At 59.4% G+C, this 24,829-nt stretch carries 23 protein-coding genes and 1 pseudogene; 17 read left to right on the top strand and 7 right to left on the bottom strand.

The window, feature by feature from the left end:
• Positions 1-128 precede the first annotated feature (128 nt).
• Entirely contained in the window at positions 129-1,190 is a 1,062-nt protein-coding gene (locus FFH90_RS18890) for a substrate-binding domain-containing protein (RefSeq protein WP_138867842.1), read from the top strand.
• 185 nt (positions 1,191-1,375) lie between these two features.
• Here the strand turns inward: FFH90_RS18890 and FFH90_RS18895 are convergent, their stop codons facing one another.
• A complete protein-coding gene (locus tag FFH90_RS18895) occupies positions 1,376-3,391 on the bottom strand; it encodes a sigma-54-dependent Fis family transcriptional regulator (protein WP_168206174.1) in 2,016 nt (671 codons plus the stop codon).
• Positions 3,392-3,585: 194 nt separating this feature from the next.
• On the opposite strand from FFH90_RS18895, the gene FFH90_RS18900 reads away from it, so the two are divergent.
• The 3 genes from FFH90_RS18900 (at position 3,586) to FFH90_RS18910 (ending at position 6,419) form a co-directional block, all read left to right on the top strand.
• Complete coding sequence (locus tag FFH90_RS18900; RefSeq protein WP_111455109.1) at positions 3,586-4,608, top strand: Gfo/Idh/MocA family oxidoreductase; 1,023 nt, start codon at positions 3,586-3,588, stop codon at positions 4,606-4,608.
• Positions 4,605-5,393, top strand: coding sequence for a TIM barrel protein (locus tag FFH90_RS18905; RefSeq protein ID WP_064618542.1), 789 nt, complete (start codon positions 4,605-4,607; stop codon positions 5,391-5,393). Before FFH90_RS18900 ends, FFH90_RS18905 begins: the two co-directional genes overlap by 4 nt.
• A gap of 99 nt (positions 5,394-5,492) precedes the next feature.
• Positions 5,493-6,419, top strand: a complete 927-nt coding sequence (locus FFH90_RS18910; protein WP_019648615.1) for a sugar ABC transporter substrate-binding protein — start codon at positions 5,493-5,495, stop codon at positions 6,417-6,419.
• 84 nt (positions 6,420-6,503) lie between these two features.
• On the opposite strand, the gene FFH90_RS18915 is transcribed toward FFH90_RS18910, so the two are convergent.
• Positions 6,504-7,487, bottom strand: a complete 984-nt coding sequence (locus tag FFH90_RS18915) for a GlxA family transcriptional regulator (RefSeq protein WP_026331794.1) — start codon at positions 7,485-7,487, stop codon at positions 6,504-6,506.
• 353 nt (positions 7,488-7,840) lie between these two features.
• Between FFH90_RS18915 and FFH90_RS18920 the strand changes: the two genes are divergently transcribed.
• On the top strand, positions 7,841-8,617 hold the full coding sequence (locus FFH90_RS18920; protein WP_138867843.1) for a nucleotidyltransferase domain-containing protein: 777 nt from the start codon (positions 7,841-7,843) through the stop codon (positions 8,615-8,617).
• A gap of 105 nt (positions 8,618-8,722) precedes the next feature.
• Here the strand turns inward: FFH90_RS18920 and FFH90_RS18925 are convergent, their stop codons facing one another.
• Positions 8,723-9,898 carry a XylR family transcriptional regulator gene (locus tag FFH90_RS18925; RefSeq protein ID WP_086944903.1) on the bottom strand — a complete coding sequence of 392 codons (1,176 nt, stop codon included), beginning with the start codon at positions 9,896-9,898 and terminating at the stop codon, positions 8,723-8,725.
• A gap of 175 nt (positions 9,899-10,073) precedes the next feature.
• On the opposite strand from FFH90_RS18925, the gene xylA reads away from it, so the two are divergent.
• The 4 genes from xylA to FFH90_RS18945 all read left to right on the top strand — a co-directional run bounded on the left by xylA (position 10,074) and on the right by FFH90_RS18945 (position 15,313).
• A complete protein-coding gene (xylA, locus tag FFH90_RS18930) occupies positions 10,074-11,390 on the top strand; it encodes a xylose isomerase (RefSeq protein WP_138867844.1) in 1,317 nt (438 codons plus the stop codon).
• Between the two features lie 148 nt (positions 11,391-11,538).
• Positions 11,539-12,540, top strand: coding sequence for a D-xylose ABC transporter substrate-binding protein (gene xylF, locus FFH90_RS18935; RefSeq protein ID WP_019580220.1), 1,002 nt, complete (start codon positions 11,539-11,541; stop codon positions 12,538-12,540).
• A 79-nt stretch (positions 12,541-12,619) separates the two neighbouring features.
• Complete coding sequence (gene xylG, locus FFH90_RS18940) at positions 12,620-14,176, top strand: D-xylose ABC transporter ATP-binding protein (RefSeq protein ID WP_019580219.1); 1,557 nt, start codon at positions 12,620-12,622, stop codon at positions 14,174-14,176.
• Positions 14,177-15,313, top strand: coding sequence for a sugar ABC transporter permease (locus FFH90_RS18945; RefSeq protein ID WP_018930052.1), 1,137 nt, complete (start codon positions 14,177-14,179; stop codon positions 15,311-15,313).
• An 87-nt stretch (positions 15,314-15,400) separates the two neighbouring features.
• On the opposite strand, the gene FFH90_RS18950 is transcribed toward FFH90_RS18945, so the two are convergent.
• Together FFH90_RS18950 and FFH90_RS18955 are read right to left on the bottom strand one after the other, a co-directional pair.
• On the bottom strand, positions 15,401-16,300 hold the full coding sequence (locus tag FFH90_RS18950; RefSeq protein WP_018930051.1) for a DMT family transporter: 900 nt from the start codon (positions 16,298-16,300) through the stop codon (positions 15,401-15,403).
• Between the two features lie 147 nt (positions 16,301-16,447).
• Positions 16,448-17,527 carry an SDR family oxidoreductase gene (locus tag FFH90_RS18955; RefSeq protein WP_138867845.1) on the bottom strand — a complete coding sequence of 360 codons (1,080 nt, stop codon included), beginning with the start codon at positions 17,525-17,527 and terminating at the stop codon, positions 16,448-16,450.
• 74 nt (positions 17,528-17,601) lie between these two features.
• Here FFH90_RS18955 and FFH90_RS18960 point away from each other — a divergent pair, with 74 nt between their 5' ends.
• A complete protein-coding gene (locus tag FFH90_RS18960) occupies positions 17,602-17,991 on the top strand; it encodes a MerR family transcriptional regulator (protein ID WP_018930049.1) in 390 nt (129 codons plus the stop codon).
• A 283-nt stretch (positions 17,992-18,274) separates the two neighbouring features.
• On the opposite strand, the gene FFH90_RS18965 is transcribed toward FFH90_RS18960, so the two are convergent.
• On the bottom strand, positions 18,275-18,886 hold the full coding sequence (locus FFH90_RS18965) for a TetR/AcrR family transcriptional regulator (RefSeq protein ID WP_138867846.1): 612 nt from the start codon (positions 18,884-18,886) through the stop codon (positions 18,275-18,277).
• Between the two features lie 85 nt (positions 18,887-18,971).
• Between FFH90_RS18965 and FFH90_RS18970 the strand changes: the two genes are divergently transcribed.
• The 3 genes and pseudogenes from FFH90_RS18970 to FFH90_RS30410 all read left to right on the top strand — a co-directional run.
• Positions 18,972-19,319, top strand: a complete 348-nt coding sequence (locus FFH90_RS18970; RefSeq protein WP_026286721.1) for a darcynin family protein — start codon at positions 18,972-18,974, stop codon at positions 19,317-19,319.
• Entirely contained in the window at positions 19,319-19,462 is a 144-nt protein-coding gene (locus tag FFH90_RS30015; RefSeq protein ID WP_156523295.1) for a hypothetical protein, read from the top strand. The genes FFH90_RS18970 and FFH90_RS30015 overlap by 1 nt, the downstream gene beginning before the upstream one ends.
• Positions 19,423-19,515: pseudogene (locus FFH90_RS30410) on the top strand (VOC family protein); the annotation flags it as partial. The gene FFH90_RS30015 and the pseudogene FFH90_RS30410, both read left to right, overlap by 40 nt.
• Positions 19,516-19,602: 87 nt before the next feature.
• On the opposite strand, the gene FFH90_RS18980 reads toward FFH90_RS30410, so the two are convergent.
• On the bottom strand, positions 19,603-21,177 hold the full coding sequence (locus tag FFH90_RS18980) for a winged helix-turn-helix domain-containing protein (protein WP_138867847.1): 1,575 nt from the start codon (positions 21,175-21,177) through the stop codon (positions 19,603-19,605).
• A gap of 226 nt (positions 21,178-21,403) precedes the next feature.
• Here FFH90_RS18980 and FFH90_RS18985 point away from each other — a divergent pair, with 226 nt between their 5' ends.
• From FFH90_RS18985 to FFH90_RS19000, 4 genes are all read left to right on the top strand, one after another.
• Positions 21,404-22,153: an SDR family oxidoreductase gene (locus tag FFH90_RS18985; protein ID WP_026286720.1), complete on the top strand. Its 750-nt coding sequence runs from the start codon at positions 21,404-21,406 to the stop codon at positions 22,151-22,153.
• Positions 22,154-22,225: 72 nt separating this feature from the next.
• A complete protein-coding gene (locus FFH90_RS18990; protein ID WP_019648590.1) occupies positions 22,226-22,705 on the top strand; it encodes a carboxymuconolactone decarboxylase family protein in 480 nt (159 codons plus the stop codon).
• Positions 22,706-22,778: 73 nt separating this feature from the next.
• The gene (locus tag FFH90_RS18995; RefSeq protein WP_018930042.1) at positions 22,779-23,180 is read left to right on the top strand and encodes a cupin domain-containing protein; all 402 of its coding nucleotides are present in this window, start codon (positions 22,779-22,781) and stop codon (positions 23,178-23,180) included.
• A gap of 113 nt (positions 23,181-23,293) precedes the next feature.
• Positions 23,294-24,820 carry an efflux transporter outer membrane subunit gene (locus FFH90_RS19000; RefSeq protein WP_138867848.1) on the top strand — a complete coding sequence of 509 codons (1,527 nt, stop codon included), beginning with the start codon at positions 23,294-23,296 and terminating at the stop codon, positions 24,818-24,820.
• Positions 24,821-24,829: the final 9 nt, after the last annotated feature.

Consider the following 24,829-nt stretch of genomic DNA (forward strand, 5'->3'; position numbering starts at 1 on the left):
GCATCGCTGGAGAAAATATAGAGAGCGCACAAACCACCCTCAATCCCTTGAATACATTCCCTATCAAGCTATCATCCAGGCCCATTGCAGCTTGATAGTTTTCTATCAAAGCGACTCAAGGGCCCAGCATGAACAACAAAAAACGCCCCACCATCGCCACCGTTGCCGAGCACGCTCGCTTGAGTGTCGCCACCGTGGACCGGGTGCTCAACGCCCGGGCTCCGGTCAGCCCAGCCACCGCCGAGCAGGTGTTCCAGGCCGCCGAAGCCGTCGGTTATTTCGCCGCCCGGCTGATCGGCCAACGCATTCGCGAACGTCGTCCCAGCTATCGATTCGGCATCCTGTTACTCGGTACCGCCCAGGCGTTCTATGCCAACGTTGCCTCCGCCATCACCGAGGCAGCGCAGCGTCAGGCCGGCGCCAATCTGAGCTGCCAGTTCGAATACGTCTTCGATCGCACACCCAGCGCGATCATTGCCCAGATCGAACAACTGGCCGTGCAGTGTGATGGCCTGGCGGTGGTCAGCTTCGCTCATCCGCTGATCAATGCCGCCATCGGGCAGATCAGAGCCGCAGGCGTGCCGGTGATCGCCCTGCTGTCGGACATCCATGAGGCGGCAGAAGAACCTTACATCGGTCAGGATAATCATGAGGTCGGGCGCACCATGGGTTGGCTGCTGGCTCACACCTGCGGCGCACGCAAGGGCAGCGTCGGCGTATTGCTCGGCGGCCATCGTTTTCTTGGTCATCAGGCTCGGGTCGAGGGGCTGCGCAGTTACCTGGCGGAGCGCGCACCGGGGTTGCGGCTACTCGAAGCGGTGATCAACCTGGACAACTGCGATGTCACCGAAGAGGCGACGCTGGAACTCATCGCGCGCCATGCCGATTTGCGGGGGCTGTGCGTGGTCGGCGGTGGCGGCGACGGCATCATCCGGGCCCTGTCACAGCTGCCGAAACGGCCGTCGCTGTGTTGCATCCTGCAGGAGTCGACCGAGCTGTCTCGACAAGCCCTGGATCAAGGGTTGATCGACCTGGTCATCGACTCCCAGCCGCGATTGCTGGCGGCCGCGCTGGTCGACTTGCTGGTCGAGTTGCAGACCACGCCGGACTTCGATCCGCTCCGGCATCGGGTGCATATTCCGTTGCAGATCATTACCTCAGAGAACGCTCGAGGCTGCGTTCGCTGGTAGCAGCTGTCGAGCCTGCGAGCCTGCGAGGCTGCGTTCGGCTGCGCAGCAGTCGTGAATCCAGCTGACGCGGTATGCCTGACACACCGCGAGTTCTGGTTTTACGACTGCTGCGCAGCCGAACGCAGCCTCGCAAGCTCGGCAGCTGCTACAGATCGCATTACGGCTTAAGTGAACAACATTACCCATCAGAGATCGGTGCTCGCACGAAAAGCATCGGCACTCAGCCCGAATCGATTCATCTTGTTGTACAGCCCGCCACGAGAAACGTTCAGTTGCCGGGCGGCCAGGCGGATGTTGCCTCGGGCATCCCTGAGGGCGGCGATGATCGCGTTCATTTCATGGGTGCCAAGGTCCAGCGCAGCCCGGGGTTCGGGCACACTTCCCGGCACCGATGGCCGCAGCCTTTGCTTGATTTCAAGTGGCAGATCACCCGGCTGAATCATCTCGGTCATCGCCAGATTCGTTGCGCGCTCGATGGTGTTTTCAAGTTCGCGAACATTACCCGGCCAGCTGTAGGCCGAAAGAATATCCAGCGCCTCTGGCGAGATGCCCTGCACCGATTTGCGCAATGATCGCGCGCAACGACCGAGAAAATGTCGCGCCAGCAAGGGCACATCTTCCCGGCGCATCCGCAGCGGCGGAACCGTCAGATTCAGGACGTTGAGCCGGTAGTAAAGATCCTCACGGAAAGCGCCATCGGCCACCGCCTGGCTCAGGTTGCGGTGGGTGGCGGCGATGATGCGCACATCCACCTGCTGCGATTTTTTCGCCCCCACGCGCGTCACCTCGCCTTCCTGCAAGACCCGTAGCAGACTGACCTGGGCATCGAAAGACATGTCACCGATTTCGTCGAGGAAGATCGTTCCGCCATCGGCCAACTCAAACTTCCCGGCAGATCCGCCACGGGCCGACCCGGTGAAGGCACCCTCGACATGACCAAACAGTTCGCTTTGCACCAGATCGCGCGGAATGGCTCCGCAATTGACCGCCACGAAAGGACCGTCGCAACGCTCGCTGGCGTTATGGATCGCCTGGGCGAACAGCTCCTTGCCGGTACCGCTCTCACCCAGAATCAGCGTGGTCGATTCACTGCGACTGGCGATCCGTCCCAGGCGCAAGGCGTCTTGTATCGCTCGCGAATTACCTTGAATGGTCTCGAAGGTGTAGCTGGCTTGAGTGCCGATGACCCGGCGCGTAATTTCGCGGATGCGCCGGTTCTCACGCAACGAAACAATCCGCCCACCCTGCTCCAGCGGGCACACCGACACCAGACACGCCAAATGGCTGCGATCATGCAGTTCAAACGTGCAATCCAGATCTCGTAGCCCTTCCCCGCCATGCAGCAGAATCTTATCGGTCAGTTCGCTTTGCCCCAGACGACGGAATGGGCTGCCGAGCAGATCCTGGCCCACGCGGAACAATTGCCGGGCATAACGGTTGAGCGCCTTGATGCAGCCCTGCTCATCCAGCACCACCAGTCCCTCGTTGAGCACTTCAAGCACGGTTTGTTGTTCTTCCAGCAGGCTCTGCAGCGCCATCTGCCGCGAGACCGCTTCGGCCGCGGCCTGGACGGTGCCCAGCGTATGAAAATGAAACCAGCCCGGCTCAGCGGTCAGGGTCAGCATGGCGAGCGTCCTGCCCTGCGCATCCCTGATCGGCGCGGCGGCGCAGTGCATGCGCCGTCGACGCAAGCCGCTGGCGAAGTTTTCCTCGGCCAGCACATACACCAAGCGATCTTCGGCAAGCGCCAGCCCCGTGCAGTTGGTGCCCTGCACCGACTCCAGCAATCGGCTGCCCACCGGTGTGAGGTCCAGACCACAGAAATACAGGGTCGTGCCTTGAGCATCGGTCAGGTTGATATGGCCCCTGGGGTTGTAGGCCAGCAATCCCCCCATGACCTGCGCCGCCGCTGCAATCAACGTGCGATTGGCCGCCAGCGTCGCGGCCAGAACGGCAGGAGCAACAAATCGATATTCGCCATCCTCAGGATCGAGGCCGGTGCCGACGCTGCGCCGCCAGGAATCCCAAATCACCTGCCTGACCCCGGCAGGTCGATCGGTGCGCCCGTTCAGACACGCCAGCCAGGCCTGTTCCAGCGCGGCGATCGAGCCTTCGTTCAACGACGCGGGGCCGAGAGCGGTGATGTAATCGAGGTCTTGCGCGCTGAAGGCTGTTACCTGTGGGTTGACCATCATCGACATCCGCTTCCATGTTCATGTTTTAGACATGTCAGTGTAGACATGTCCTGAGAATGAACACTTCTTTCAGAAAATATTGATTAACCCTTTGAATATCAACGACTTAAATACTGGCACAGCACTTGCTCAAAGGGTTATGCCAGCCGAGGACATTCCTGCGGCCAAGTCATTGAACAACAATAAAAGGGAGTCAATTCATGAGTACGTCCAAGATCATCCGCCTGGGCCTCATCGGCGCCGGCCGCATGGGCAGTTTTCACGGCCAGACGGCCGCCCGGCACATCCCCGGCGCCTGCCTGGCCGCCATCGCCGACCCTACCCCCGGCCAGGCCGCTCGGTTGGCGGCAGAGTTGGGGGTGCAGAAGGTCTATACCGATCCACAGCAACTGCTCGATGACCCGGAAATTGACGGCGTCCTGATCGCCGCCCCCGCCCGCAGCCATGCCGAACTGGTGATCAGTGCGGCCCGGTCCGGCAAAGGTGTGTTTTGTGAAAAACCCATGGCCATTACCCTCGACGAGGCCGACCGCGCGATCGCCGCAGCCGCCGATGCCCGCGTGCCGCTGCAGGTTGGCTTCAATCGTCGTTTTGCCAAAAGCTTCCGCGCCGCCCATCTGGACGTGGTCGCCGGCCGTATTGGTACGCCGCAACTGCTGCGCTCACTGACCCGCGATCCGGCGCTGAACAATCCGGCCGCTTCGCCGCAGTGGGTGATTTTTCTCGAAACCCTGATCCATGACTTCGATACCCTGCGCTACCTCAATCCCGGTGCCGAAGCGGTCGAAGTCTATGTCATGGCCGATGCGCTGATTGCACCGGACTACAAGAGCAAAGGGTTTCTGGACACCGCCGTGGTCACGATCCGTTTCGACAACGGCGCCATCGCCACGGCCGAGGCCAATTTCCAGGCCGTTTATGGCTACGATGTTCGAGGGGAAGTGTTCGGCAGCGCCGGCATGCTGACCATGGGCAGCGTCAGTGACTCAGACCTGGTGCGCTACTTGGCCAATGGCATCCAGGCCGACACCCAACGCATGGACACCGACCTGTTGCGGGATGCCTATGTGGCCGAGCTCAATCACTTTGTCGACTGCCTGCGCACCGGTGAAAAACCACTGGCCAGCGGTGAAGATGCCCGAGCGGCACTGGCCATTGCCCGCGCGTGTATCGAGTCCGTCCAACAGGGCAAAGCAGTGCGCGTGCAAGGAGCCCGTTCATGAGTTTTATCCCGTTCAAACTGGCGATCAGCGCCGAGATGGTATTCCTCGACCTGCCGTTCACCGAACGCGTCAAACGGATTCACGCGCTGGGTTTCAGCGCCGAAATTTGGGACTGGACCCAGAAAGACATTCCGGCCCTGGTCGCCACCGGTGCCGACTTCACCTCCATGACCGGCTACATCTCAGGCAACCTGACCGACGCCGAAGGCATCCAGCATCTGCTCGACAGCGCACGGGAATCGCTGGCCGTCGCCGCACAACTGAATTGCCCGAGCCTCAACCTGCATGGCACCGGCCTGGGCGATAAAGGCTTGCCGGTCAAACCCGTGGCCCACACCACCGGACGCATGTGGTTGAGCGCCTGCAAGACCCTGGAAAAAATCGCTCGCCTGGGCGAAGACGCGGGCCGAGTGTTCCTGCTGGAAAACCTCAATACCGAAGTGGACCACCCCGGCACACCCTTCGCCCGCGCCGACGATACCCTGGCGCTGATCGAAGCCGTGGGCAGCCCGCATTTGAAGATGAACCTGGACCTTTACCATGCGCAGATCGGCGAAGGAAACCTGATCGAACTGATCCAGCGCGCCGGCAGCGCCATCGGCGAAATCCAGGTGGCCGATGTCCCCGGCCGCATGGAGCCCGGCACCGGTGAAATCCATTATCCGGCCATTGCCAAGGCCTTGTTCGGCATGGGATACACCGGGGTCGTCGGGCTCGAGGGCTGGGCCAGCGGTGACAGCGAAGTGGCACTTGAGCGTTTTCGGCAAGCCTTCACGCTGGATTGAGGACGCTGGCGCTCTCGATGGGTTTGATTCAGAGAGCGCCAGAAACTTCACGTTTGATCTTGATGAATTTCGACTCATAACAACAAAAGGAAAACCATCATGCGTCGCTGCACACTTCTATTTGCCACGCTGTTATTACTCGCCAGCCAATGGGCCGCCGCCAGCTATCGCATCGGCGTCAGCATTGCCAGGGTTGACGACAACTTCATGACCTATGTGCGCAGCGGCCTGGAAAACGCTGCCAGGAAGGAGAACGTACAGATCCAGTTCGAGGATGCCCAAGGTGATGTGGTTCGCCAGCTCAATCAGATTCAGGGTTTTCTCGGTCAGAAGGTGGATGCCGTCATCGTCCTGCCCGTGGATACCGCCGCCACCGCCAACATGACCCGCGCCGCCGTCGAGGCAAAGATTCCGCTGGTCTACGTCAACCGCCACCCGGACGAACGCGTGCTGCCCAAAGGCGTGGTCACGGTGGCGTCCAATGACATCGAGGCCGGGCAACTGCAAATGCGCTACCTGGCCGACAAGCTGGGGGGCAAAGGCAACATCGCGATCATCATGGGCGACCTGGCACAGAACTCCACGCACGACCGCACCGAAGGGGTCAAACAGGTGCTCAAGGACTACCCCGGGATCAAAATCATCGAACAGCAAAGTGCCGAGTGGCAGCGCAACAAAGGGATGGACTTGACCAGCAATTGGCTGCTGGCTGGCACTGGCTTCGATGCCATCGTCGCCAACAACGACGAGATGGCCATCGGCGCGGCCATGGCACTGCAGCAAGCCGGCAAAGCCAAGGGCGAGATTGCGATTGTCGGCATTGATGGCCTGCCCGACGGCCTGGCGGCGATCAAGCGCGGGATGCTGGTCGCCTCCGTCTTTCAAGACCCCAAGGCCCAGGCGATCAGCGCGGTACAAGCGGCCATCAAGATGATCAAGGGCGAGCCGGTCGAAGCGGATGTCTGGGTACCCTTTCAGCTGATCACGCCGGATCAGGTGGCGATGTTTGAGCAGCATTACAAATAGCGTCAAAAGCCGATCGATGGCTGCCCTGCGGGACGGGGCAGCAATCGGGCCGGAAGTCAGGTGCGCAGAGGTGAAGGAAAGCCTTTATTTAACGAGCCGCTTTTCCTTGGAAGGTCTGTACCCGAAGTACGAGCTATAACACTTGCTGAAATGACTGGGCGACACGAAGCCACAGGCCACCAACACGTCGACCTGGGACAGTTCGGTGTGCTGGAGCAGTCGCCGTGCTTCGGTGATCCGCAGTTCCATGTAATACCGCTGCGGCGTTGTACCGAGTTGCTCCTTGAACAAGCGTTCCAGTTGCCGCCGGGAACGGCCGGCATAGGCCGCCAGTTGCTCCAGTTCCAGAGGCTCTTCGAGGTTGGCGTCCATCAGCTTGACCACCTCGCGCAAGGGCGCGCTCACACAGATATTTTCAGCCGGTTTGATGCGCCGATAACGAGACTCCTCGAACGCCAGAATGTCCTCGATCCCTTCGACGAGGGCTTTATCGTGCAGGCCCTTGATCCAGTCCAGCGCCATATGAAATGCCCCCGAGGGGCTGGACGCGGTGAGGCGGTCGCGATCAATGACGTAGGGTTCACTGGTGACTTGCGTCGCCTTGGATATCTCCGCGAGTGCGGGGCGATGCTCGGGGTGAATGGCGCAACGATACCCATCGAGCAAACCTGCGCTGCCCAGAAACCATGCGCCATTCCACAACCCGGCCAGGCAGACACCCTGGTTCGCCGCCATACGCAACAGGCTGATGAACTCATCATCAGCCTTGAGCTCTGTCCTGTAGCCGCCACAAATCACCAGCAGATCCAGGTCATGAATGGCTGAAGCATCCAGACGTGCATCCGGCCGAATGACCAGCCCCAAATCGCTGATGACCTCGCCGTCGTTCAAACCGAACGTTCGCGAAGAGAACAACCTGGGTCGTAGAAGATTCGCGGTGACAATGGTGTCCAGTGCCTGGGTGAACGCGGGCAGCGAAAAATGCTCGAGCAGCACAAAGCCTGCCCGGGTCATTCGAGCAGGCTCATCAGGGTTTTCATTCAGATAGCGGAGATTTTTTCCCTTCATGCCTCCGCTGAATTGGCGTCGTTCGATCAATGTTCGACCCACTCGGTTACTGCGTAGATAAAGCCTAATGCTAACTGTAGAAGCGCAAAAAGCCCTAGCACCATTATGCGACCGATCAAACCAGTTGAAAGCCGTGACGAAGCGGGTCTTTGCCAGGCGCTGGACGTTAGGCAGCGTGGAGAGGCGTTCATCATAAAGCTGCTGGAAAGACGGCAGATCCCGGGTGATGGTTGAGTAGAGCAAAACATTCCGGAGTGGAAAGCGGCTAACAAGGGTTTTGACATACTCGGGGTCAAAAACAGTCACTATTGGCTGTTAAAGTACCTCTCTGAACACAACTCACGGACGGCTTCATGGAACGATTCCATCCTCGTGGCATTGATGCAGACGGTTATATCCTCACCGTGCCCAACGTCGAGGTGCAGCCACAGTTTCAGGATTTACTGGTGGACGTTTGCATGACGCTCGCTCGCTCGGAACCTCTGCTGGACGGGGTTTATCTTTATGGCAGCGTCGCTAGGGGCGATGCTGTCCCGGGGGTTTCTGACCTGGACCTAACCCTTGTTCTGCACAGCCCTCCTACGTCGCAGAGTCTCGAAATGCTGGAGTCGAAAAGGCGCATGCTGGAAAGTCGGCATACCGAAGTCATCAAGATCGATTTCGACATCGGTAGTCGTTCTGAAGTGTTGGCGGCTGACAATCGATTGAGCTGGGGGTATTGGCTCAAGCATCACTGTCGTTGCTTATGGGGGAATGATCTGACCAAACGCTTCGACCGGTTCAAGCCGTCGCGTGATATCGCCATTGCCGTGAATGGTGACTTTGAATCCGTACTGACCCGATATGCCGATCTTATCGATCAGGCGACCACACCGACGCAATCGCTACGCTTGCAACGCGAAGCTTCGCGCAAACTCATCCGGTCAACTCAAGTACTTCGCTCTGAACAGGACCTGATGTGGCCGCAAACACTGGAAGAGCATGTCGAGCTGTTTGTTCAGCATTACCCGTGTATGAGAATGCAGATATCTTTTTTCTTGTCCCAGGCCAGGAACCCGTACGCTAAGCCAAAAGAGTTTACGACTCAGCTCAATAATTTTTTGACCTGGATGACTTCAAAAACCGGTTAGGTCCGCTTTGGATTGTGGATTCAACAGGTAGAAGGAGTGTTGTATCGACCAGTTGAATCCAGCCCTTCGCACCACACAACAATCGACCAATTGCACCCCGCATCGCTATCTGGCGCCCTGCTGGTATTCACGGGGCGTACATCCAAACTCGCGACGAAACACCGTGTGTAGATATTGTGCGGATTTGAAACCGCAATTACGGGCAACGTCCGCAATCGCTGTGTCGGTATTTTCCAGCCCGCTGGTGGCGGCCGCCAGTTTGAAGCGCAGAATCTCGTCGTGCACGCTGCAGCCTCGCACAGTGCGAAAGTGCGACTCCAGCGATGAGCGCGACACGCCGACATAAGCCGCCACTTGCGCCGTTTTGATGCCCTGGCAGGCATATTGGCGGATAAACAGCAGCGCTTGCATGACGTAGGGGTTGCCCAAAGGTTGGTGCAAACTCGACACCTGCACGTTGATCGCATCAGGCGGGATCAGGATGTGCGTGCCCGTGGACGGCTTGCCGTGCAGCATCTGGTGCAGCAGTTGCGCGGCGGTGCGGCCCATGGTTTCGGTGCCCTGGATGACCGAGCTCAGGGGGACCCGGGTCAGGCTGCGTGTCAGGGGGTCGTTGTCGATGCCGATCAACGCCACCTGCTCCGGTACGGCGATTCCTGCGGTCAGGCAGGCTTGCAGCAACTGCCGGGCGCGGGCGTCACTGACGGCGATGATGCCAATGGGCTTGGGCAGGCTCTGGAGCCAGGCGATCAGTTGTTCGACGGCGCTGTCCCAGAGCGGTGCGCTGGTACCCATGCCGCGATAGACCTCGGCGTGCAAGCCGTCACGTTGCATCAGTCGTCGAAAGGATTTTTCCCGCTCCTGAGCCCAACGATTTGCCTGCGCTTCAGGCAGGCTGAAGCAGGCAAAACGCTGCAGCCCTGCCTCGATCAAGTGCGTGTAAGCCAGTGTGATCAGTGCGTTATTGTCGGTAGCGACGTACGGGATCCCTTTCGGATAGGCCCGCTCATCCTGATAAGAACCACCCACCGCCACCACGGGCAACTTGATATCGGCCAGCGCCTCGCCAATCAGCGGATCGTCGAAGTCGGCAATGATTCCGTCACCTTGCCAGCGCTCGATCCCTTTCAACCGGCAGAGAAAATCCTCTTCCAGGAACAGGTCCCAGGACGCGCGGGTGCTGCTCAGGTAGTTGCCGATGCCGCTGATGATGCCGCGGTCATAGATCTTGCTCCCGTTGAACAACAGTGCGATGCGGTGAACAGGCGGTACGGTTTTCATTGTTTTCAGGCTTGTTCCGGGCCCCTTGTCACGGAGGCGGTTTGCACAGACTAGGCGTGCAGACGGCGAATCTCAATACGCAAAATCGCACCCGCTGTTGGTGATTTTCATAATCAGCAGGCACGGGGCCGTTGTTAGTATCGAGACACGCCCAAGAACAACAAGGACATTGCCAATGCTGTACTTCCCCGATGTCGACCGGATCCGCTACGAAGGCCCTGCCAGTGATTCTCCCCTCGCCTTCCGTCACTACGACGCCGACAAAATCATCCTCGGCAAACCCATGCGCGAACACCTGCGCATGGCCGCCTGTTATTGGCACACTTTCGTCTGGCCGGGTTCGGATGTGTTCGGTGCAGGTACTTTCAAGCGCCCGTGGCAACACGCCGGCGACCCGATGGAGCTGGCCATTGGCAAGGCGGCAGCCGCGTTCGAGTTCTTCTCCAAACTGGGTATCGACTATTACTGCTTCCACGACACGGATGTCGCCCCGGAAGGCAATTCGCTGAAGGAGTACCGCAACCACTTCGCGCAAATGATTGATCACCTGGAGCGACACCAGGAAGAAAGCGGGATCAAGCTGCTGTGGGGAACCGCCAACTGCTTCAGCAACCCGCGCTTTGCCGCAGGCGCCGCCAGCAACCCTGACCCCGAAGTGTTCGCCTGCGCTGCTGCCCAGGTATTCAGCGCCATGAACGCGACCCAACGCCTGAAAGGGTCCAACTACGTGTTGTGGGGCGGTCGCGAAGGCTACGAAACCCTGCTCAACACCGACTTGAAACGCGAACGCGAACAACTGGGCCGCTTCATGCGCATGGTGGTCGAGCACAAGCACAAGATCGGTTTCAAAGGCGACCTGCTGATCGAACCCAAGCCGCAGGAGCCGACCAAGCACCAATACGATTACGACAGCGCCACCGTGTTTGGCTTTCTCCAGCAGTTCGGCCTGGAAAAGGAAATCAAGGTCAACATCGAGGCCAACCACGCGACCCTGGCCGGTCATAGCTTTCATCACGAGGTTGCGACGGCCGTCTCGCTGGGGATTTTCGGCAGCATCGACGCCAACCGCGGTGATCCGCAAAACGGCTGGGACACCGATCAATTCCCCAACAGCGTCGAAGAAATGACCCTGGTCACCTACGAAATTCTCAAGGCCGGCGGGTTCAAGAATGGCGGGTTCAACTTCGACTCCAAGGTTCGCCGCCAGAGCCTCGATGAGATCGATCTGTTCCATGGTCACGTCGGCGCAATGGACGTCCTCGCCCTGTCCTTGGAGCGGGCAGCCACCATGGTGCAGAACGACCAGCTCCAGCTGCTCAAGGATCAACGCTACGCCAGCTGGCAGCAGCCGTTCGGGCAGGCGGTGCTGGCGGGCGAGTTCAACCTCCAGTCATTGGCCGAACACGCATTCGCCAACGAGCTGAATCCGCAGGCCGTCAGCGGCAGGCAGGAGATGCTCGAAAACCTCGTCAACCGGTTTATCTATCGCTGATCGCCAACGGGTCTGCGGGCGCAACAACGCTGTGACATTCGCACGACAAATCTGTGTCCGCTGCGTCTGCAGATTCTCTACAGTTCTACCAGCCCGATACTCATCGTCAGGCCGTGTCTTTCAAACAAAAATAAAAGGACGCACCACCATGAAAAACGTAAAACGCGCGCTATTGGCCAGCGCCCTGGCTCTGCTGTCGCTGCCGGTGATGGCCGATGCCGCCCACCCGAAAATCGGTTTCTCCATTGATGATCTGCGGCTGGAACGCTGGTCACGTGACCGCGATTACTTCGTTGCGGCGGCGGAGAAAATGGACGCCAAGGTCTTCGTACAGTCGGCCGATGCCAACGAGCAAAAGCAGATTTCGCAAATCGAAAACCTCATTTCCCGTGGCGTCGATGTCATCGTCATCGTGCCGTTCAACGCCACGGTCCTGACCAATGCAGTGGCCGAAGCGAAGAAAGCCGGCATCAAGGTCGTGTCCTATGACCGTCTGATACTCAACGCGGATATCGACGCCTACATTTCCTTCGATAACGAAAAGGTCGGTGAGATGCAGGCCAGCGGCGTGCTGCACGCAGCGCCCAAGGGCAATTACTTTCTGCTCGGTGGTGCGCCTACCGACAACAACGCAAAAGTCCTGCGCGAAGGTCAGATGAAAGTGCTGCAACCGGCCATCGACAAGGGTGATATCAAGATCGTCGGCCAACAATGGGTGAAGGAGTGGAACCCTACCGAAGCGCTGAGCATTGTTGAAAACGCCTTGACCCGCAACGCCAACAAAATCGACGGCATCGTCGCCTCCAACGACGCCACGGCAGGCGGCGCCATCCAGGCCCTGGCCGCTCAGCAACTGGCCGGCAAGGTGCCGATTTCGGGGCAGGATGCGGACCTTGCAGCGGTCAAGCGAGTGATCGCCGGCACTCAAACCATGACCGTGTACAAGCCACTGAAACTCATCGCCTCCGAAGCCGCCAAGCTCTCGGTGCAACTGGCGCGTAACGAGAAACCCGCCTACAGCTCGCAGTACGACAACGGCAGCAAAAAAGTCGACACCATCCTGCTCACCCCGACTCCGTTGACCAAGGACAACATCGACCTGCTGGAACAGGACGGGTTCTACACCAAGGCGCAGATTGCCGGAAAGTGATCATCACCCCGTAATGCCCCCCTGCAGGAGCTCGCTCCTGCGGGACCAGCCTCGTACCTGCCGCTTATGAGTCTCTGCCATGTCCGACTATCTGCTGCAAATGAACGGTATCGTCAAAACCTTCGGCGGTGTCAAAGCGCTCAATGGCATCGACATCAAGGTCAAGCCAGGTGAGTGCGTCGGGCTGTGCGGCGAGAATGGCGCCGGCAAGTCCACGCTGATGAAGATCCTTTCCGCGGTGTACCCCCATGGCACCTGGGATGGTGAGATCCTCTGGGACGGTCAACCGCTCAAGGCGCAATCGATCAGCGAAACGGAAGCCGCCGGTATCGTCATCATTCACCAGGAACTGACGCTGGTTCCCGACCTGTCGGTGGCCGAGAACATTTTCATGGGCCATGAACTGACGCTGCCTGGTGGGCGGATGAATTACCCGGCGATGATCCACCGCGCCGAAGCCCTGATGCGTGAACTGAAAGTGCCGGACATGAACGTATCGCTGCCGGTTTCGCAATACGGCGGCGGCTATCAGCAACTGGTGGAAATCGCCAAGGCACTGAACAAGCAGGCACGCCTGCTGATCCTCGACGAGCCTTCATCGGCCCTGACCCGTTCGGAAATCGAGGTGTTGCTGGACATCATCCGCGACCTCAAGGCCAAGGGTGTTGCCTGTGTCTACATCTCCCACAAGCTCGATGAAGTGGCCGCCGTGTGCGACACCATTTCGGTAATCCGAGACGGCAAACACATCGCCACGACCGCCATGGCGGACATGGATATTCCACAGATCATCACTCAGATGGTCGGACGGGAAATGAGCAACCTCTACCCCACCGAGCCACACGACATCGGCGAGGTGATTTTCGAAGCCCGCCACATCACCTGCTACGACGTCGACAACCCCAGGCGCAAACGGGTCGACGATATTTCGTTCACCCTCAAACGCGGGGAAATCCTCGGCATCGCCGGGCTGGTCGGTGCAGGCCGCACCGAACTGGTGACCGCGCTGTTCGGCGCCTACCCCGGTCGTCACGAAGGCGAAGTCTGGCTGGACGGCCAACTCATCGACACCCGCACGCCGCTCAAGTCAATCCGCGCCGGCCTGTGCCTGGTGCCCGAGGACCGCAAGCGCCAGGGCATCATTCCAGACTTGGGAGTCGGCCAGAACATCACCCTGGCCGTGCTGGACAGTTACTCGAGACTGACCCGCATCGATGCCGAAGCCGAACTCGGCAGCATCGATCGAGAAATTTCGCGCCTGCACCTCAAGACCGCGAGCCCGTTCCTGCCGATCACCAGTCTGTCCGGCGGCAATCAACAAAAAGCCGTATTGGCGAAGATGCTGCTGACCAAACCCCGGGTCCTGATTCTCGATGAGCCCACCCGAGGTGTGGATGTCGGCGCCAAGTACGAGATCTACAAGTTGATGGGGGCGCTGGCGGCCGAAGGCGTGTCGATCATCATGGTGTCTTCGGAGCTGGCCGAAGTGCTCGGCGTTTCCGACCGCGTACTGGTGATCGGCGAAGGCCGGTTGCAGGGCGACTTCATCAACCATGAACTCACTCAGGAACAGGTGCTCGCCGCCGCACTCAGTCAGCCTGACAGCCATAACAATAAAGATCGGAAATCCGCGTAAATGAATCAGGTCAAACAACTCTTCACCCGCTACAAGATGCTCGCGCTGGTGTTTGCCGTGGCGTTTATCTGGCTGTTCTTCAGCTGGCAGACCGAGGGCGGATTCCTGACACCGCGCAACCTCTCCAATCTGCTGCGCCAGATGTCCATTACCGGGATTCTCGCCTGCGGCATGGTGCTGGTCATCATCAGCGGCGAGATCGATTTGTCGGTCGGCTCATTGCTGGGCCTGCTCGGTGGCGTCGCGGCCATTCTCGACGTTATCTACCACATACCGCTGCTGGCGAACCTGAGCCTTGTCGTCCTGTGCGGACTGCTGATCGGCCTCGCCAACGGCTACATGGCCGCCTACCTGCGCATTCCGTCTTTCATCGTGGGGCTGGGGGGCATGCTGGCTTTCCGGGGCATTTTGCTGGGGATTACCGGCGGCACGACCATCGCCCCGGTGTCGCCGGAGCTCGTCTACATTGGCCAGGGTTATTTGCCACACACGATCGGCACGGGCCTGGGCGTTCTGCTGTTCGCACTGACGTTGTTCCTGACCTGGAAACAACGGCGTAATCGCGCCCTTCACGGCCTGGCGGCACATTCACTGGTGCGCGACGTAGCACGCGTGCTGTTGATCGGCGCGGTACTGGCCGGCTTCGTCCAGACCCTCAACAGCTATGACGGCATTCCCGTGCCGGTCCTGCTTCTGCTGATCCTGCTGGGCGGGTTCAGCTACGTGACCAGTCAGACCGTCTTCGGCCGACGCGTCTATTCCGTGGGCAGCAACATGGAAGCGACGCGCCTGTCCGGTATCAATGTACAGGCCGTGAAGCTCTGGATTTTCGGGATCATGGGCGTGATGTGCGCCCTCGCCGGGGTGGTCAACACCGCGCGCCTGGCTGCCGGTTCGCCCTCGGCCGGCAGCATGGGCGAACTCGACGCCATCGCCGCCTGCTTCATCGGCGGCACCTCCATGCGCGGCGGCTCCGGCACTGTCTACGGCGCCCTCCTCGGCGCGCTGGTCATCACCAGCCTGGACAACGGCATGTCCATGCTCGACGTCGACAGTTATTGGCAGATGATCGTCAAGGGCAGCATTCTGGTGTTGGCCGTGTGGGTAGATGTGAGCACCCGGACCGGACGACGCTGATCCGTTGCGGATGAGGCCAGAAGCGGTCAGTCGCTCAAAACACTTAAAAGCCACTGATTGCTAAAGCAATCGGGATCCGAGAATAGCTCACTCGGTCGAAGGGACGGATGCTTTGCTGCCCAAGCGGATCAGCTCATTGGAAAAACACAAGCCGACGATGATCAGTACTGCCCCTGCGTACAGGCTTTCGCGCGGTACTTCATTGAGCACCACAAACGCCAGCAGCGCGGCGAACAACGGCTCGGTCAGCTCCAGCGCCTGCACTTGGGATGGCTTGAGATACTCGATGGCCTTGGTGGTGCAGAAGAAGCCCAGGATTGTCGGCAGCGCGGCCAGCGCCAGCAGTGCGGCGATCGCCAGCGGCGACAGCTCGCCGATCGCGAAACCATCGGCCGCTGCCGGCATCAACAGGTACAGGCTGCCAAAGAACAACAATTGCCGGGTGAAGTGCAGCCCCCCCGACACACCCATCCGCTTCATGGCAACCGAAAAGGCCCCATAGCCGCAGCCGGCCATGGAGGCTAGCGCAGCACCTTGCAGGGTAAAGCCCTGCTGCAGGTCGGCGCCGAAGATCACCGCAATCCCAGCGATAGCCAGTGCGGCACCCACGGTCGCGTTCGCGGTGATGGCATCCTTGAGGAAAATGCGCCCGAGAATGATCGAGGAAATTGAGGCACTGGCCATCAGCACAACCACCACACCTGCCGCAGCGTAGTGCCGATAGGCGGACGTTTCGAAGTGGAACAGCACAAAGATGCCAAGGAATGCGCAGATTGCCGCCTGAGTCCATTTGGTCGTCGACGCCGGACGCTTGAGGAAAAGCAGCAAGATCGAGAGAAGCATGCAACCCAGTACGGTCTTGATGACAGCGACACTGCTGGCGGTGAAGCCATTACTCATGAGTACTTTGCTGAGTACACCGATCGTTGCGTTCAGTGCCGCGGCGGAGAGGGCAAATATGATGCCTTTGCTGAAAGTAGATTGCATTGATGACGATCCCTGTCGCTGAATTGTCGTTCGATAGAATGCCGCCCTACATCGACGGCGCAAAGGTTGAGGATACGAAGATCCCCCCAACCCCACTATTTATTGTGACATAAGGGGCTAACGATTTTGTCGCCCCCAAGGGCGAAGTCAGAGAGCCTCGCCTTTGGCTATGCAATATGAGTTGACGAACGTTGCAGTGTGCTGCAAAGACTGACGTATATCCGGTTTGGCTATTCCATGTCTGTTGGCAAATTGCTCGACCGCTGCTGTATCAAAACGAGTGGTCTGGATAAAGTCCAAGGCTTCGGGTTTTGTATTCAAAAACCGCGCCACGGGAGGAATACTCAGTAGCAACTTCAGCAAACGGAGTGGAATGTAATGCTTGGGAGACTTTAAGCCCAAAGGTTGTGCCACCTGTACCAGGAATTCTCGCAAGTTGGGAGTTTGGTCATCCAGCGCCAGCAGTTCCTGGCCCACCATGGCAGGATCAAAAGCACAAACCGCCACCAGCTCAACCAGGTAATCCACGGTGACCAGTGGCAGCCAGTGCTCGGCGGTACCGGGCACTGCAGTCAGCTTTCCCTGCACAAGGTTGCGTATCAGCTCCACCAGCGGCTGACCTTCAAGGATATGCCCCGTGCGGCTGTGGCCACAAACCGTCGCGGGGTGGACAACGGTCATCTCCCCGCCCTTGGCGGACATGACCTCCAGGGTCGCAAAATGCGCCTCCAGCTTGCTCCCCTCGTAACCACCGACATGTCGGTAGACGGCAGGCCAATTCGTCAGCTCCGGATAACGAGGATCAATTCCGATGCGCTGCAGATGTTCATGATTTTTCAGCATGTAGCCGCCGATCATCACTAACCGGCTTTTTTGCTCAGCCGCCAACAGCGCCACGCGCTTTGCCCCTTCCACATTCACCGCACGAGAATGCTCCACTGAAAGCCCCCATGCGAAGTGGGCGCCCAGGTGGAATATGACTCTGGCACGCCTTAGCACTTCTCGGTCAGCAAGACTCAGCCCGAGGTTGTCCCGTTCCAGATCGCCAGCTACGGCAAATACCCGGGTTGCGCACCCTCCCAAATTATCGACTTGCTCCCGCAGTGCAGCTAGTCGCTCCGGGCGACGCATCAACACCCGAATGTTGTGACCTTTTGCACTCAGGTACGCCGCCAAATGTTGACCGATGAAGCCGGTACCCCCCGTGACAAAGCACTCCACGCTCATTTCCCTGTTCCTTGTTTAAGGTGAGAAATCAAGCGTAAACTATCGACCCAACTCTACAGTCAAGAGGTGTTTTCATGAAAATCGGTGAACTCGAAACCCGCAGCGGCGCCAGCCGCCATACGCTGCGTTACTACGAGCAAATCGGCCTGATCTCATCGCTGCGGCAAACTAACAACTATCGCGTTTACACAGCGCAAACTCTGCAGGATCTGGACTTTATCCAGCGCGCGCAAAGCATGGGGTTTTCCCTGGGGGAAATAGGCGAGATTCTGGATGCGCAGCGGAACAAGCTGATCGATTGTGCTGACGGCGCTAAGCTAATTGAAAAAAAGATGGCAGAAATCAAACAGAAAATCGCCAGCTTCCAAAGCATTTATCGATATCTGGATGAAGAGCGTGCAAACCTCGAAGCCAGTGCTGCCAAGCAACTTGAGCTTCAGCAGCGAAACAACGCTTCCAACTGAACTGTCAGCTTCTGGGAAACGGAAGCTGCAGCCTGCTTACCGTTTCAAGCCCATCGCTTACGCATGTTCTAAAACCTTGTGGCCAGGCCCTAGGGAAATTCTGAAAAAGACTTCCTGATTTTGGCAAAATTTCCGGACTTCCCCCGCCGAGCTTCCAGAGAGTTCCGATAGCGCTACCTCTCGCCCACCGTTCCAGTCAGAGGTTCGCCGAGCACAATCGATCACCACCCTTACACCATCCGGTCTTGTCTCCTGGCCGCCAAGAGCTGGCCCAGACAGCCCACTACCCGCACAAAAACCCCAGCAACGCTCGCATCACCCGTCCTTCCAAACTCACCGCATCCGTCTCCCCCCGCTCCCCCGCCGCATCGATCATGCCGTGGGCCATCGCCAGCAGGTCTTGCGCGGTCTGCAGTACATCGGCGCAGACCCACGGGGCTGACGGAAGGGTCAGCGCCGCTATCAGTTCGGTAAGAATGACGTTGGCCACGCGCTCATGGCGCTCTTGCAGCGGTAAGCGGCGCTCTTCGAAGTCGATGATTCTGGCCAGTTCCGGGCGCCGTAGCTGGTGGGCGACGGAGGCCTGGACCAGTGCGCGGATGCGTGCGAGGGCGTCGTCGTGTTGATGGACGTGCTGGACGTCATCGAGCAACTGAGTGGTTTCGCGTTCGATCAAGGCGACGGTCAGGGCGTCGCGGTTGGGGAAGTACTGGTACAGCGAGCCGATGCTTACGCCGGCGCGCTGCGCCACGGCGTTGGTGGAGCAGGCGGCGAGGCCGTCGGTTTCGAGAATGCGAGCAGCGGCTTCGAGAATGGTGTCGACGGTGTTGGCCGAACGGCGCTGGCTCGGGAGTTTGCGGGGGTTTAAGGGCGGTATTTCGCGGTGTTTGGTCATGATCGGGATGCGAGTTTTAAATATGAGTTATGACTCGTATTCTGGATTGGCTTTCCCCACTCTTCAACTACCAGGAATCATTATCATGGCTACGACATCACTGAGTGTTTTCATGTTGGTCAAGACCACCCAGGAATGGCTGGGGTTTTCAGTCGAGCATCGCTTTGAGCTGATGCGCACGCAGATGGAGCCGATTTTGCAAAAGCATGCGGCGCAGGTCTCGATGCGGTTTTTCGACATCGAGTTCTATTCGGCGCGGGTCACCGATCTGTGGTTGTGGGAAACCGACAGTCATCATGCGTATGAACTGCTGGTGGAGGATCTGCGGGAGACGCCGTTCTGGGATCGGTATTTCACCATCGTCGAGATTTTGCCGGGGGTGGAGAATGCCTATGCCAAGAATTATGATCAGGCACCGTTGTTGAGTGCGTAATGAAAATACCCCGACTCTACCCGCCAAGTTTTCCGATGAAGCAAATGACTTTCGCCGATGCCGAGTACGCCGGAAAACGCAAGCAGACCCGTAAAGAGTTGTTCCTGATCGAGCGGCGGCCAAGCGCGCGTTCGACGCCATGATGGGGATGAGCAAGATCGACATCGCAGCGATCGAAGCGGCGCTGGGGCGTTAGCCAACGCTGCTTGGGGCTGGGCGTTTGGATATGTCGATTCTGGCTGCTCCAGACGCCTCTCCCCGCGCAGTGAACAGGCGGTGCCCCTTATTCCGGCAGTCCCGCTTTGCGTAGACCGTCCACCAGCGTGGCGAGATTCTCCGGCCTGTGGATCGGTAGCCAATCAGAGATATTGCTGAGGCACAACGTAGGATCGAGCTTGCGCAAATGGTCCATCGCACGCTGCGCTTCGGCCATCCGTCCGGCAAGCGCATGGCTCGCTGCAAGGATGGCGACAGCCAACAGAAAATCGGGCAAATCCCGAAGTGCTTTCTCCGCCCATGACGACGCCGTATCAAAGCGCCCCACGAAGAGATTCGCGACTGCCATTCCGGCTTGCATTCTGTACAGCTCCGGGTCGAGGGGGCTGAACCGCATGGCGTGCGTAAAGTACTCGATGGCTGCATCGGTTTCGCCGTGCCAGAGCCTGAGGAACGCGCCGAGGAACCATGCGGCGGCGAGGTTCGGATTCAGCACGAGTGCCTTGTCCAGCAATGCAATGCCACCCCGCAGGTCACCGGCAAGATAGCCAAGCGTATGGCCGCTTCTGGTGAGAGCGACCGCATCGCCCTTGTCCAACTCCACTGCCCGGCGAGCGAGTCGGATACCCTCCGCGACCTCCCGCGGGTGATCAGTCATCCAGCGATTGGCTTTGCGCCAACTATGACACCAGGCCGCCATCGCATAGGCCGATGCAAAATCCGGGTCGCACTCTATGGCCCTATGGAAGAGCGGCAGCGCCTGGTCGATGGCCTCCCGGGTGCCATGATGAAGCTTGGCCATTGCGCGCAGATAGTAATCGTAGGCGTCGAGGCTTTCGGTGGGCGTGTGCCTCGCACGTTCGATCTCTGCCCGCTCAAGCTGTGGTGCGATTGCGCCGACCACGCTTTCGGTGATCTGGTCCTGCAGTTCGAAAATGTCCCCCAGCACACCTTCGAAACGGCCTGCCCAATGGTGAGCCCCGGTTGTCGCATCGATCAGCTGGGCCGTGATGCGCACGCGATTGTTGGCTTTGCGCCAACTGCCCTCCAGCACATAGCGAACGCCCAGTTCGCGACCGACTTGTTTCACGTCCACCGTACGGGTCTTGTAGGTAAAGCTCGAGTTGCGCGCGACGACAAACAGCCAGCGATACTGCGACAGCGCCGCGATGATGTCCCCTACCACGCCGTCGGCCAGGTAGTCCTGCTCTTCGTCCCCGCTCAAGTTCACGAACGGCAAGACGGCGATGGACGGTTTGGCCGGCAGCGCCGGCTCGGATGCAGAGGCTTGAACCGAGGGGGCGGATTCGGTGCCTGGAAGGCCAACGCAATCCAGCGACTTGACCTCGGCGACGAACCGGAATCCCTTGCGGGCCACCGTTCGAATCACACGCTGCTGCTGACCGTTGTCACCGACCGCCTTGCGCACCGCATTGATATGACTGGCCAGGGTCGACTCGGAGACGATACGTCCGACCCATATCGCATTGATCAGGTCGTCCCTGCTGACGACGTGCTCGCGGTTCTGCGCCAGGTAAACCAGCAGGTCGAAAACCTGGGGCGCAGTGGCAACGACCTGGGAGGCCCGAAGGAGTTCTCGCCGGTCCAGGTCGAGCACGCAGTCATCAAACACCAATAGCATTCAGGGCTCCTGTCCCGTACTCACGCGCCGGGCACATGCCCGTGGTTACCGGCCGACGATTGGCGGCCGGGTGACGTGATTTATAACACGGGTTCCTGGACAAATAGCCAAGCCAAATTCAATGGAAACCCAAGGCTCCGACAAAGTATCGCGCCCGGCTGGCGAGCATGCTCCCTACATCGATCACTGCAACGAATTTGATCGACACCCAACCGAGGAGCGGGACATGAAAATTGTCGTTATTGGCGGTAGCGGACTGATCGGGTCAAACATTGTCAGCAGGCTACGTCTCTATGGACACGAGACGGTGGCGGCCTCGCCACGTACGGGCGTGAACACCCTCACCGGCGAGGGGCTGGCCGAAGCGCTTGCCGGTGCCCAGGTCGTCGTCGATGTGGCGAACTCCCCCTCATTTGAAGACCGGGCCGTCATGGAGTTCTTTCAAACGTCCGGTCGAAACCTGCTTGCAGCCGAAGCGGCCGCTGGGGTGGAGCACCATGTCGCGCTCTCTGTCGTAGGCCCCGATCGTCTTCCGCAAAGCGGTTACTTCCGGGCAAAAGTCGCCCAGGAAGAGCTGATCAAGGCGTCGAAGATTCCCTACACCATCTTGCGTTCGACGCAGTTCTTCGAGTTCATCGAAGGCATTGTCAATTCGGGTGCCGACGGCGACACGATTCGCCTCTCGCCTGCCCTTATCCAGCCCATCGCATCGGATGACGTCTCGGCGGTGCTGGCCGATCTTGCGGTCGGGGCACCGGTCAATGGCATCGTCGAAGTGGGCGGACCGGATCGTTTCCCTCTCGATGAACTGGCGCGCAAGTTTCTTGCCGCGCACCACGACAAACGGCAGGTCATCGCCGACGTGCATGCGCGCTACTTCGGCGATGAGTTGAATGATCGATCCCTGGTCGCGGGCGACGACGCGCACATCGGTCCGACACGCTTCCTGAACTGGCTCAGCCGCACATCGGCTTAAAGACCGCGCCAGTCAGCCAGGCAGGACGCTATCGAATCTCCACCTACGTATTTCTCACACAGAGGATTCACCATGACCCAGCGCATCGATTACCAGAAGCAATCCCCCGAGCTGTTCAAGAAGTTCGTCGAGTTCAGCCTTGCCTTCAAGCAATGCGCCATCGAGGAGTCGCTGCGCGATCTCGTGGATATCAGGGCATCGCAACTCAACGGCTGCGCCTTCTGCGTGGACATGCACGTGAAGGAAGCCACGATCCATGGCGAGCGGCCGCTCAGGATCCACCATGTCGCCATCTGGCGTGAGTCAACGCTGTTCAGCCCACGCGAACGCGCGGCCTTGGCATGGACCGAAATCCTCACCCAGATTCCCGCCCATGGCGTGCCTGATGAGCTCTATGAGCGTGTTCGTATACAACTGTCCGAGAAAGAGATATCGGACCTGACCTTCCTGATCATGTCGATCAATGCCTGGAATCGCATCAACGTGGGCTTCCAGGTCGTGCCCGGCTCGTACGACAAGGCATTCGGCGTAGACAAGTCCGGCCTGTCCTGATCAGGCATCGGCACACAGGCGCAGCCCCGCCAGGGTGCTGCGCCATCTACTAATCGACAACGAGGAACACGCCATGTCCATTTTCAGAACCTTCGCCATAGGACTCCTGTTGACCACCGGCACCGCCGGCGCGCAGGAGGCATTGCCACCGGCGCAGGTAACACCGCTGATGACCAAAGCACTGGCGGACTATCCCGATAAGGAGGCGGTGATGATCACGGTGGAGTTTCCACCGGGTGGAGGCGATCCCGTGCATCGGCACAATGCACACGGATTCATCTATGTGCTGGAGGGTTCGATTGTGATGGGCGTGCGCGGCGGCGAATCCGTCACGCTGACACCGGGCCAGACCTTCTACGAAGGCCCGGACGACGTCCACACGGTCGGGCGCAACGCCAGCCTCACCAAACCCGCCAAGTTTCTGGTCGTCCTGTTGAAGGACAAGAGCAAGCCCATTTTTACTCCGGTGCACTGACAGCACCGCCCGCACACGCGGCCAGCTGCGTGCTCGGTGACGCCCTACTCGGCCGACATCATCCGTTCAACGATATCGGCCTGGGGCGCTCCCTTCCTCGACAGGACGCTGCAATGACTTCTCAACGGCTGCTTTCACAATTACGGCAGTGCGCAATCGCAACCCTAGGGGCAGTTTCGCTGGCCGGCTGCATGGTCGGCCCCGACTTCGTGAAGCCTGAAAACGGTCTTCACCAAACGGTGCTAGCGCCCAGACAGGACTACCCAAGCGCCGCCCTGACTTCCGACGCCGCAGTGCCCTCCCAGTGGTGGTTGTTGTTCAACGACGCCGTGCTCGCCGAGCTGCAATCACGTGCGCAGGCTGACAACCTTGATCTGCTCATAGCCTCCGAACGCATTGAACAAAGCCGGGCGCAACTGGGCATCGCCTCCTCGCAGTTGCTGCCCAGCGTGGCGGCCAATGCCAGCTACACGCGTGAGGGGCTCAGCGAACATGGCAAGTTCGCCGCCCTGGGAGCGCCTACTGCCCCCGATAATTTCTGGCAGCTTGGATTCGATGCCAGTTGGGAGCTCGATCTGTGGGGCCGTGCCCAACGCACGCGCGAAGGTGCTGCAGCGACCCTGGAGGCCACGGTGTATGACCGCGAAGCGGCACGGGTGGCTTTGTCCGCCGAAGTGGCGCGCACCTATTTGCAGTTGCGCGGAACGCAGGCACAACTGGACATCGCGCAGCAAAATCTGAGGATTGCCGAACGCACCCTCGGCCTGGCCGAAAGCCGCGAGCGTAACGGCGTCGCGACGCGCTTCGAAACCTCGTCCGCTCGCGCGCAATTGGCGACGATCAAAGCCTTGGTTCCCGAACTGACCCAGCGCCGCAATGCCCTGATGAATGCCCTGGCGTTGTTAATGGGAGAACAGCCACGCACACTCGATGCGCAACTGCGTCAAGCCATGCCCTTGCCTTCGCTGCCGACCCGCGTACCGGTCGGCGTCCCTTCGGAATTGGCTCACCGGCGACCCGACATCCTGCGCGCCGAAGCCCAGCTGCATGCCGCGACAGCCGCCATCGGTGTGGCCAAGGCTGATTTCTACCCGCGTATCGGCTTGAAAGGAAAAGTCGGCGTGGAAGCTTTTGAAAGCGGCGATCTCGCGAGTTGGGACTCGCGCTTCTTTTCCGTCGGCCCGACGGTTTACCTTCCGATCTTCCAGGGAGGGCGGTTAACGCAGCGTCTGGCCCTGAACGAATCACGGCAAAAAACCGCCGCGCTGGCTTATCGGCAAACGGTATTGCGAGCCTGGCATGAAGTGGACAACGCCCTGGATGCCTGGGCTGCCCAACAACGCCGGCACGCTGAATTGCTGGATTCGTATGAACAGAACAAGCAAGCACTGCAGTCTGCCGAACGCGGCTATCAGCAAGGCGCTACGGACTATCTGAGCGTACTGACCGCGCAGCTCAATGTGCTTGCCAGCCAAACCAGTCTCAACGACAGCGCGACCAACGCCACGCTCACCGTGGTCAACCTCTACAAGTCGCTGGGTGGCGGTTGGGACCCGCAGGCTGGTATCGATCATCCGACGGCACCTTCATCGGTTGCCCTCGCGTCTCCGGTTGTTTCACCTTCGAAGGCCGACCAATGAACGGAGTCG

Source organism: Pseudomonas sp. ATCC 43928 (assembly GCF_005938665.2).
Taxonomy (GTDB): Bacteria; Pseudomonadota; Gammaproteobacteria; order Pseudomonadales; family Pseudomonadaceae; genus Aquipseudomonas.

Excerpts from the sequence above, each read along its gene's own strand:
- FFH90_RS18890 (WP_138867842.1), top strand. The coding sequence starts at position 129 with ATGAACAACAAAAAACGCCCCACCATCGCCACCGTTGCCGAGCACGCT.
- FFH90_RS18895 (WP_168206174.1), bottom strand. The coding sequence starts at position 3,391 with ATGTCGATGATGGTCAACCCACAGGTAACAGCCTTCAGCGCGCAAGAC.
- FFH90_RS18900 (WP_111455109.1), top strand. The coding sequence starts at position 3,586 with ATGAGTACGTCCAAGATCATCCGCCTGGGCCTCATCGGCGCCGGCCGC.
- FFH90_RS18905 (WP_064618542.1), top strand. The coding sequence starts at position 4,605 with ATGAGTTTTATCCCGTTCAAACTGGCGATCAGCGCCGAGATGGTATTC.
- FFH90_RS18910 (WP_019648615.1), top strand. The coding sequence starts at position 5,493 with ATGCGTCGCTGCACACTTCTATTTGCCACGCTGTTATTACTCGCCAGC.
- FFH90_RS18915 (WP_026331794.1), bottom strand. The coding sequence starts at position 7,487 with ATGAAGGGAAAAAATCTCCGCTATCTGAATGAAAACCCTGATGAGCCT.
- FFH90_RS18920 (WP_138867843.1), top strand. The coding sequence starts at position 7,841 with ATGGAACGATTCCATCCTCGTGGCATTGATGCAGACGGTTATATCCTC.
- FFH90_RS18925 (WP_086944903.1), bottom strand. The coding sequence starts at position 9,898 with ATGAAAACCGTACCGCCTGTTCACCGCATCGCACTGTTGTTCAACGGG.
- xylA (WP_138867844.1), top strand. The coding sequence starts at position 10,074 with ATGCTGTACTTCCCCGATGTCGACCGGATCCGCTACGAAGGCCCTGCC.
- xylF (WP_019580220.1), top strand. The coding sequence starts at position 11,539 with ATGAAAAACGTAAAACGCGCGCTATTGGCCAGCGCCCTGGCTCTGCTG.
- xylG (WP_019580219.1), top strand. The coding sequence starts at position 12,620 with ATGTCCGACTATCTGCTGCAAATGAACGGTATCGTCAAAACCTTCGGC.
- FFH90_RS18945 (WP_018930052.1), top strand. The coding sequence starts at position 14,177 with ATGAATCAGGTCAAACAACTCTTCACCCGCTACAAGATGCTCGCGCTG.
- FFH90_RS18950 (WP_018930051.1), bottom strand. The coding sequence starts at position 16,300 with ATGCAATCTACTTTCAGCAAAGGCATCATATTTGCCCTCTCCGCCGCG.
- FFH90_RS18955 (WP_138867845.1), bottom strand. The coding sequence starts at position 17,527 with ATGAGCGTGGAGTGCTTTGTCACGGGGGGTACCGGCTTCATCGGTCAA.
- FFH90_RS18960 (WP_018930049.1), top strand. The coding sequence starts at position 17,602 with ATGAAAATCGGTGAACTCGAAACCCGCAGCGGCGCCAGCCGCCATACG.
- FFH90_RS18965 (WP_138867846.1), bottom strand. The coding sequence starts at position 18,886 with ATGACCAAACACCGCGAAATACCGCCCTTAAACCCCCGCAAACTCCCG.
- FFH90_RS18970 (WP_026286721.1), top strand. The coding sequence starts at position 18,972 with ATGGCTACGACATCACTGAGTGTTTTCATGTTGGTCAAGACCACCCAG.
- FFH90_RS30015 (WP_156523295.1), top strand. The coding sequence starts at position 19,319 with ATGAAAATACCCCGACTCTACCCGCCAAGTTTTCCGATGAAGCAAATG.
- FFH90_RS18980 (WP_138867847.1), bottom strand. The coding sequence starts at position 21,177 with ATGCTATTGGTGTTTGATGACTGCGTGCTCGACCTGGACCGGCGAGAA.
- FFH90_RS18985 (WP_026286720.1), top strand. The coding sequence starts at position 21,404 with ATGAAAATTGTCGTTATTGGCGGTAGCGGACTGATCGGGTCAAACATT.
- FFH90_RS18990 (WP_019648590.1), top strand. The coding sequence starts at position 22,226 with ATGACCCAGCGCATCGATTACCAGAAGCAATCCCCCGAGCTGTTCAAG.
- FFH90_RS18995 (WP_018930042.1), top strand. The coding sequence starts at position 22,779 with ATGTCCATTTTCAGAACCTTCGCCATAGGACTCCTGTTGACCACCGGC.
- FFH90_RS19000 (WP_138867848.1), top strand. The coding sequence starts at position 23,294 with ATGACTTCTCAACGGCTGCTTTCACAATTACGGCAGTGCGCAATCGCA.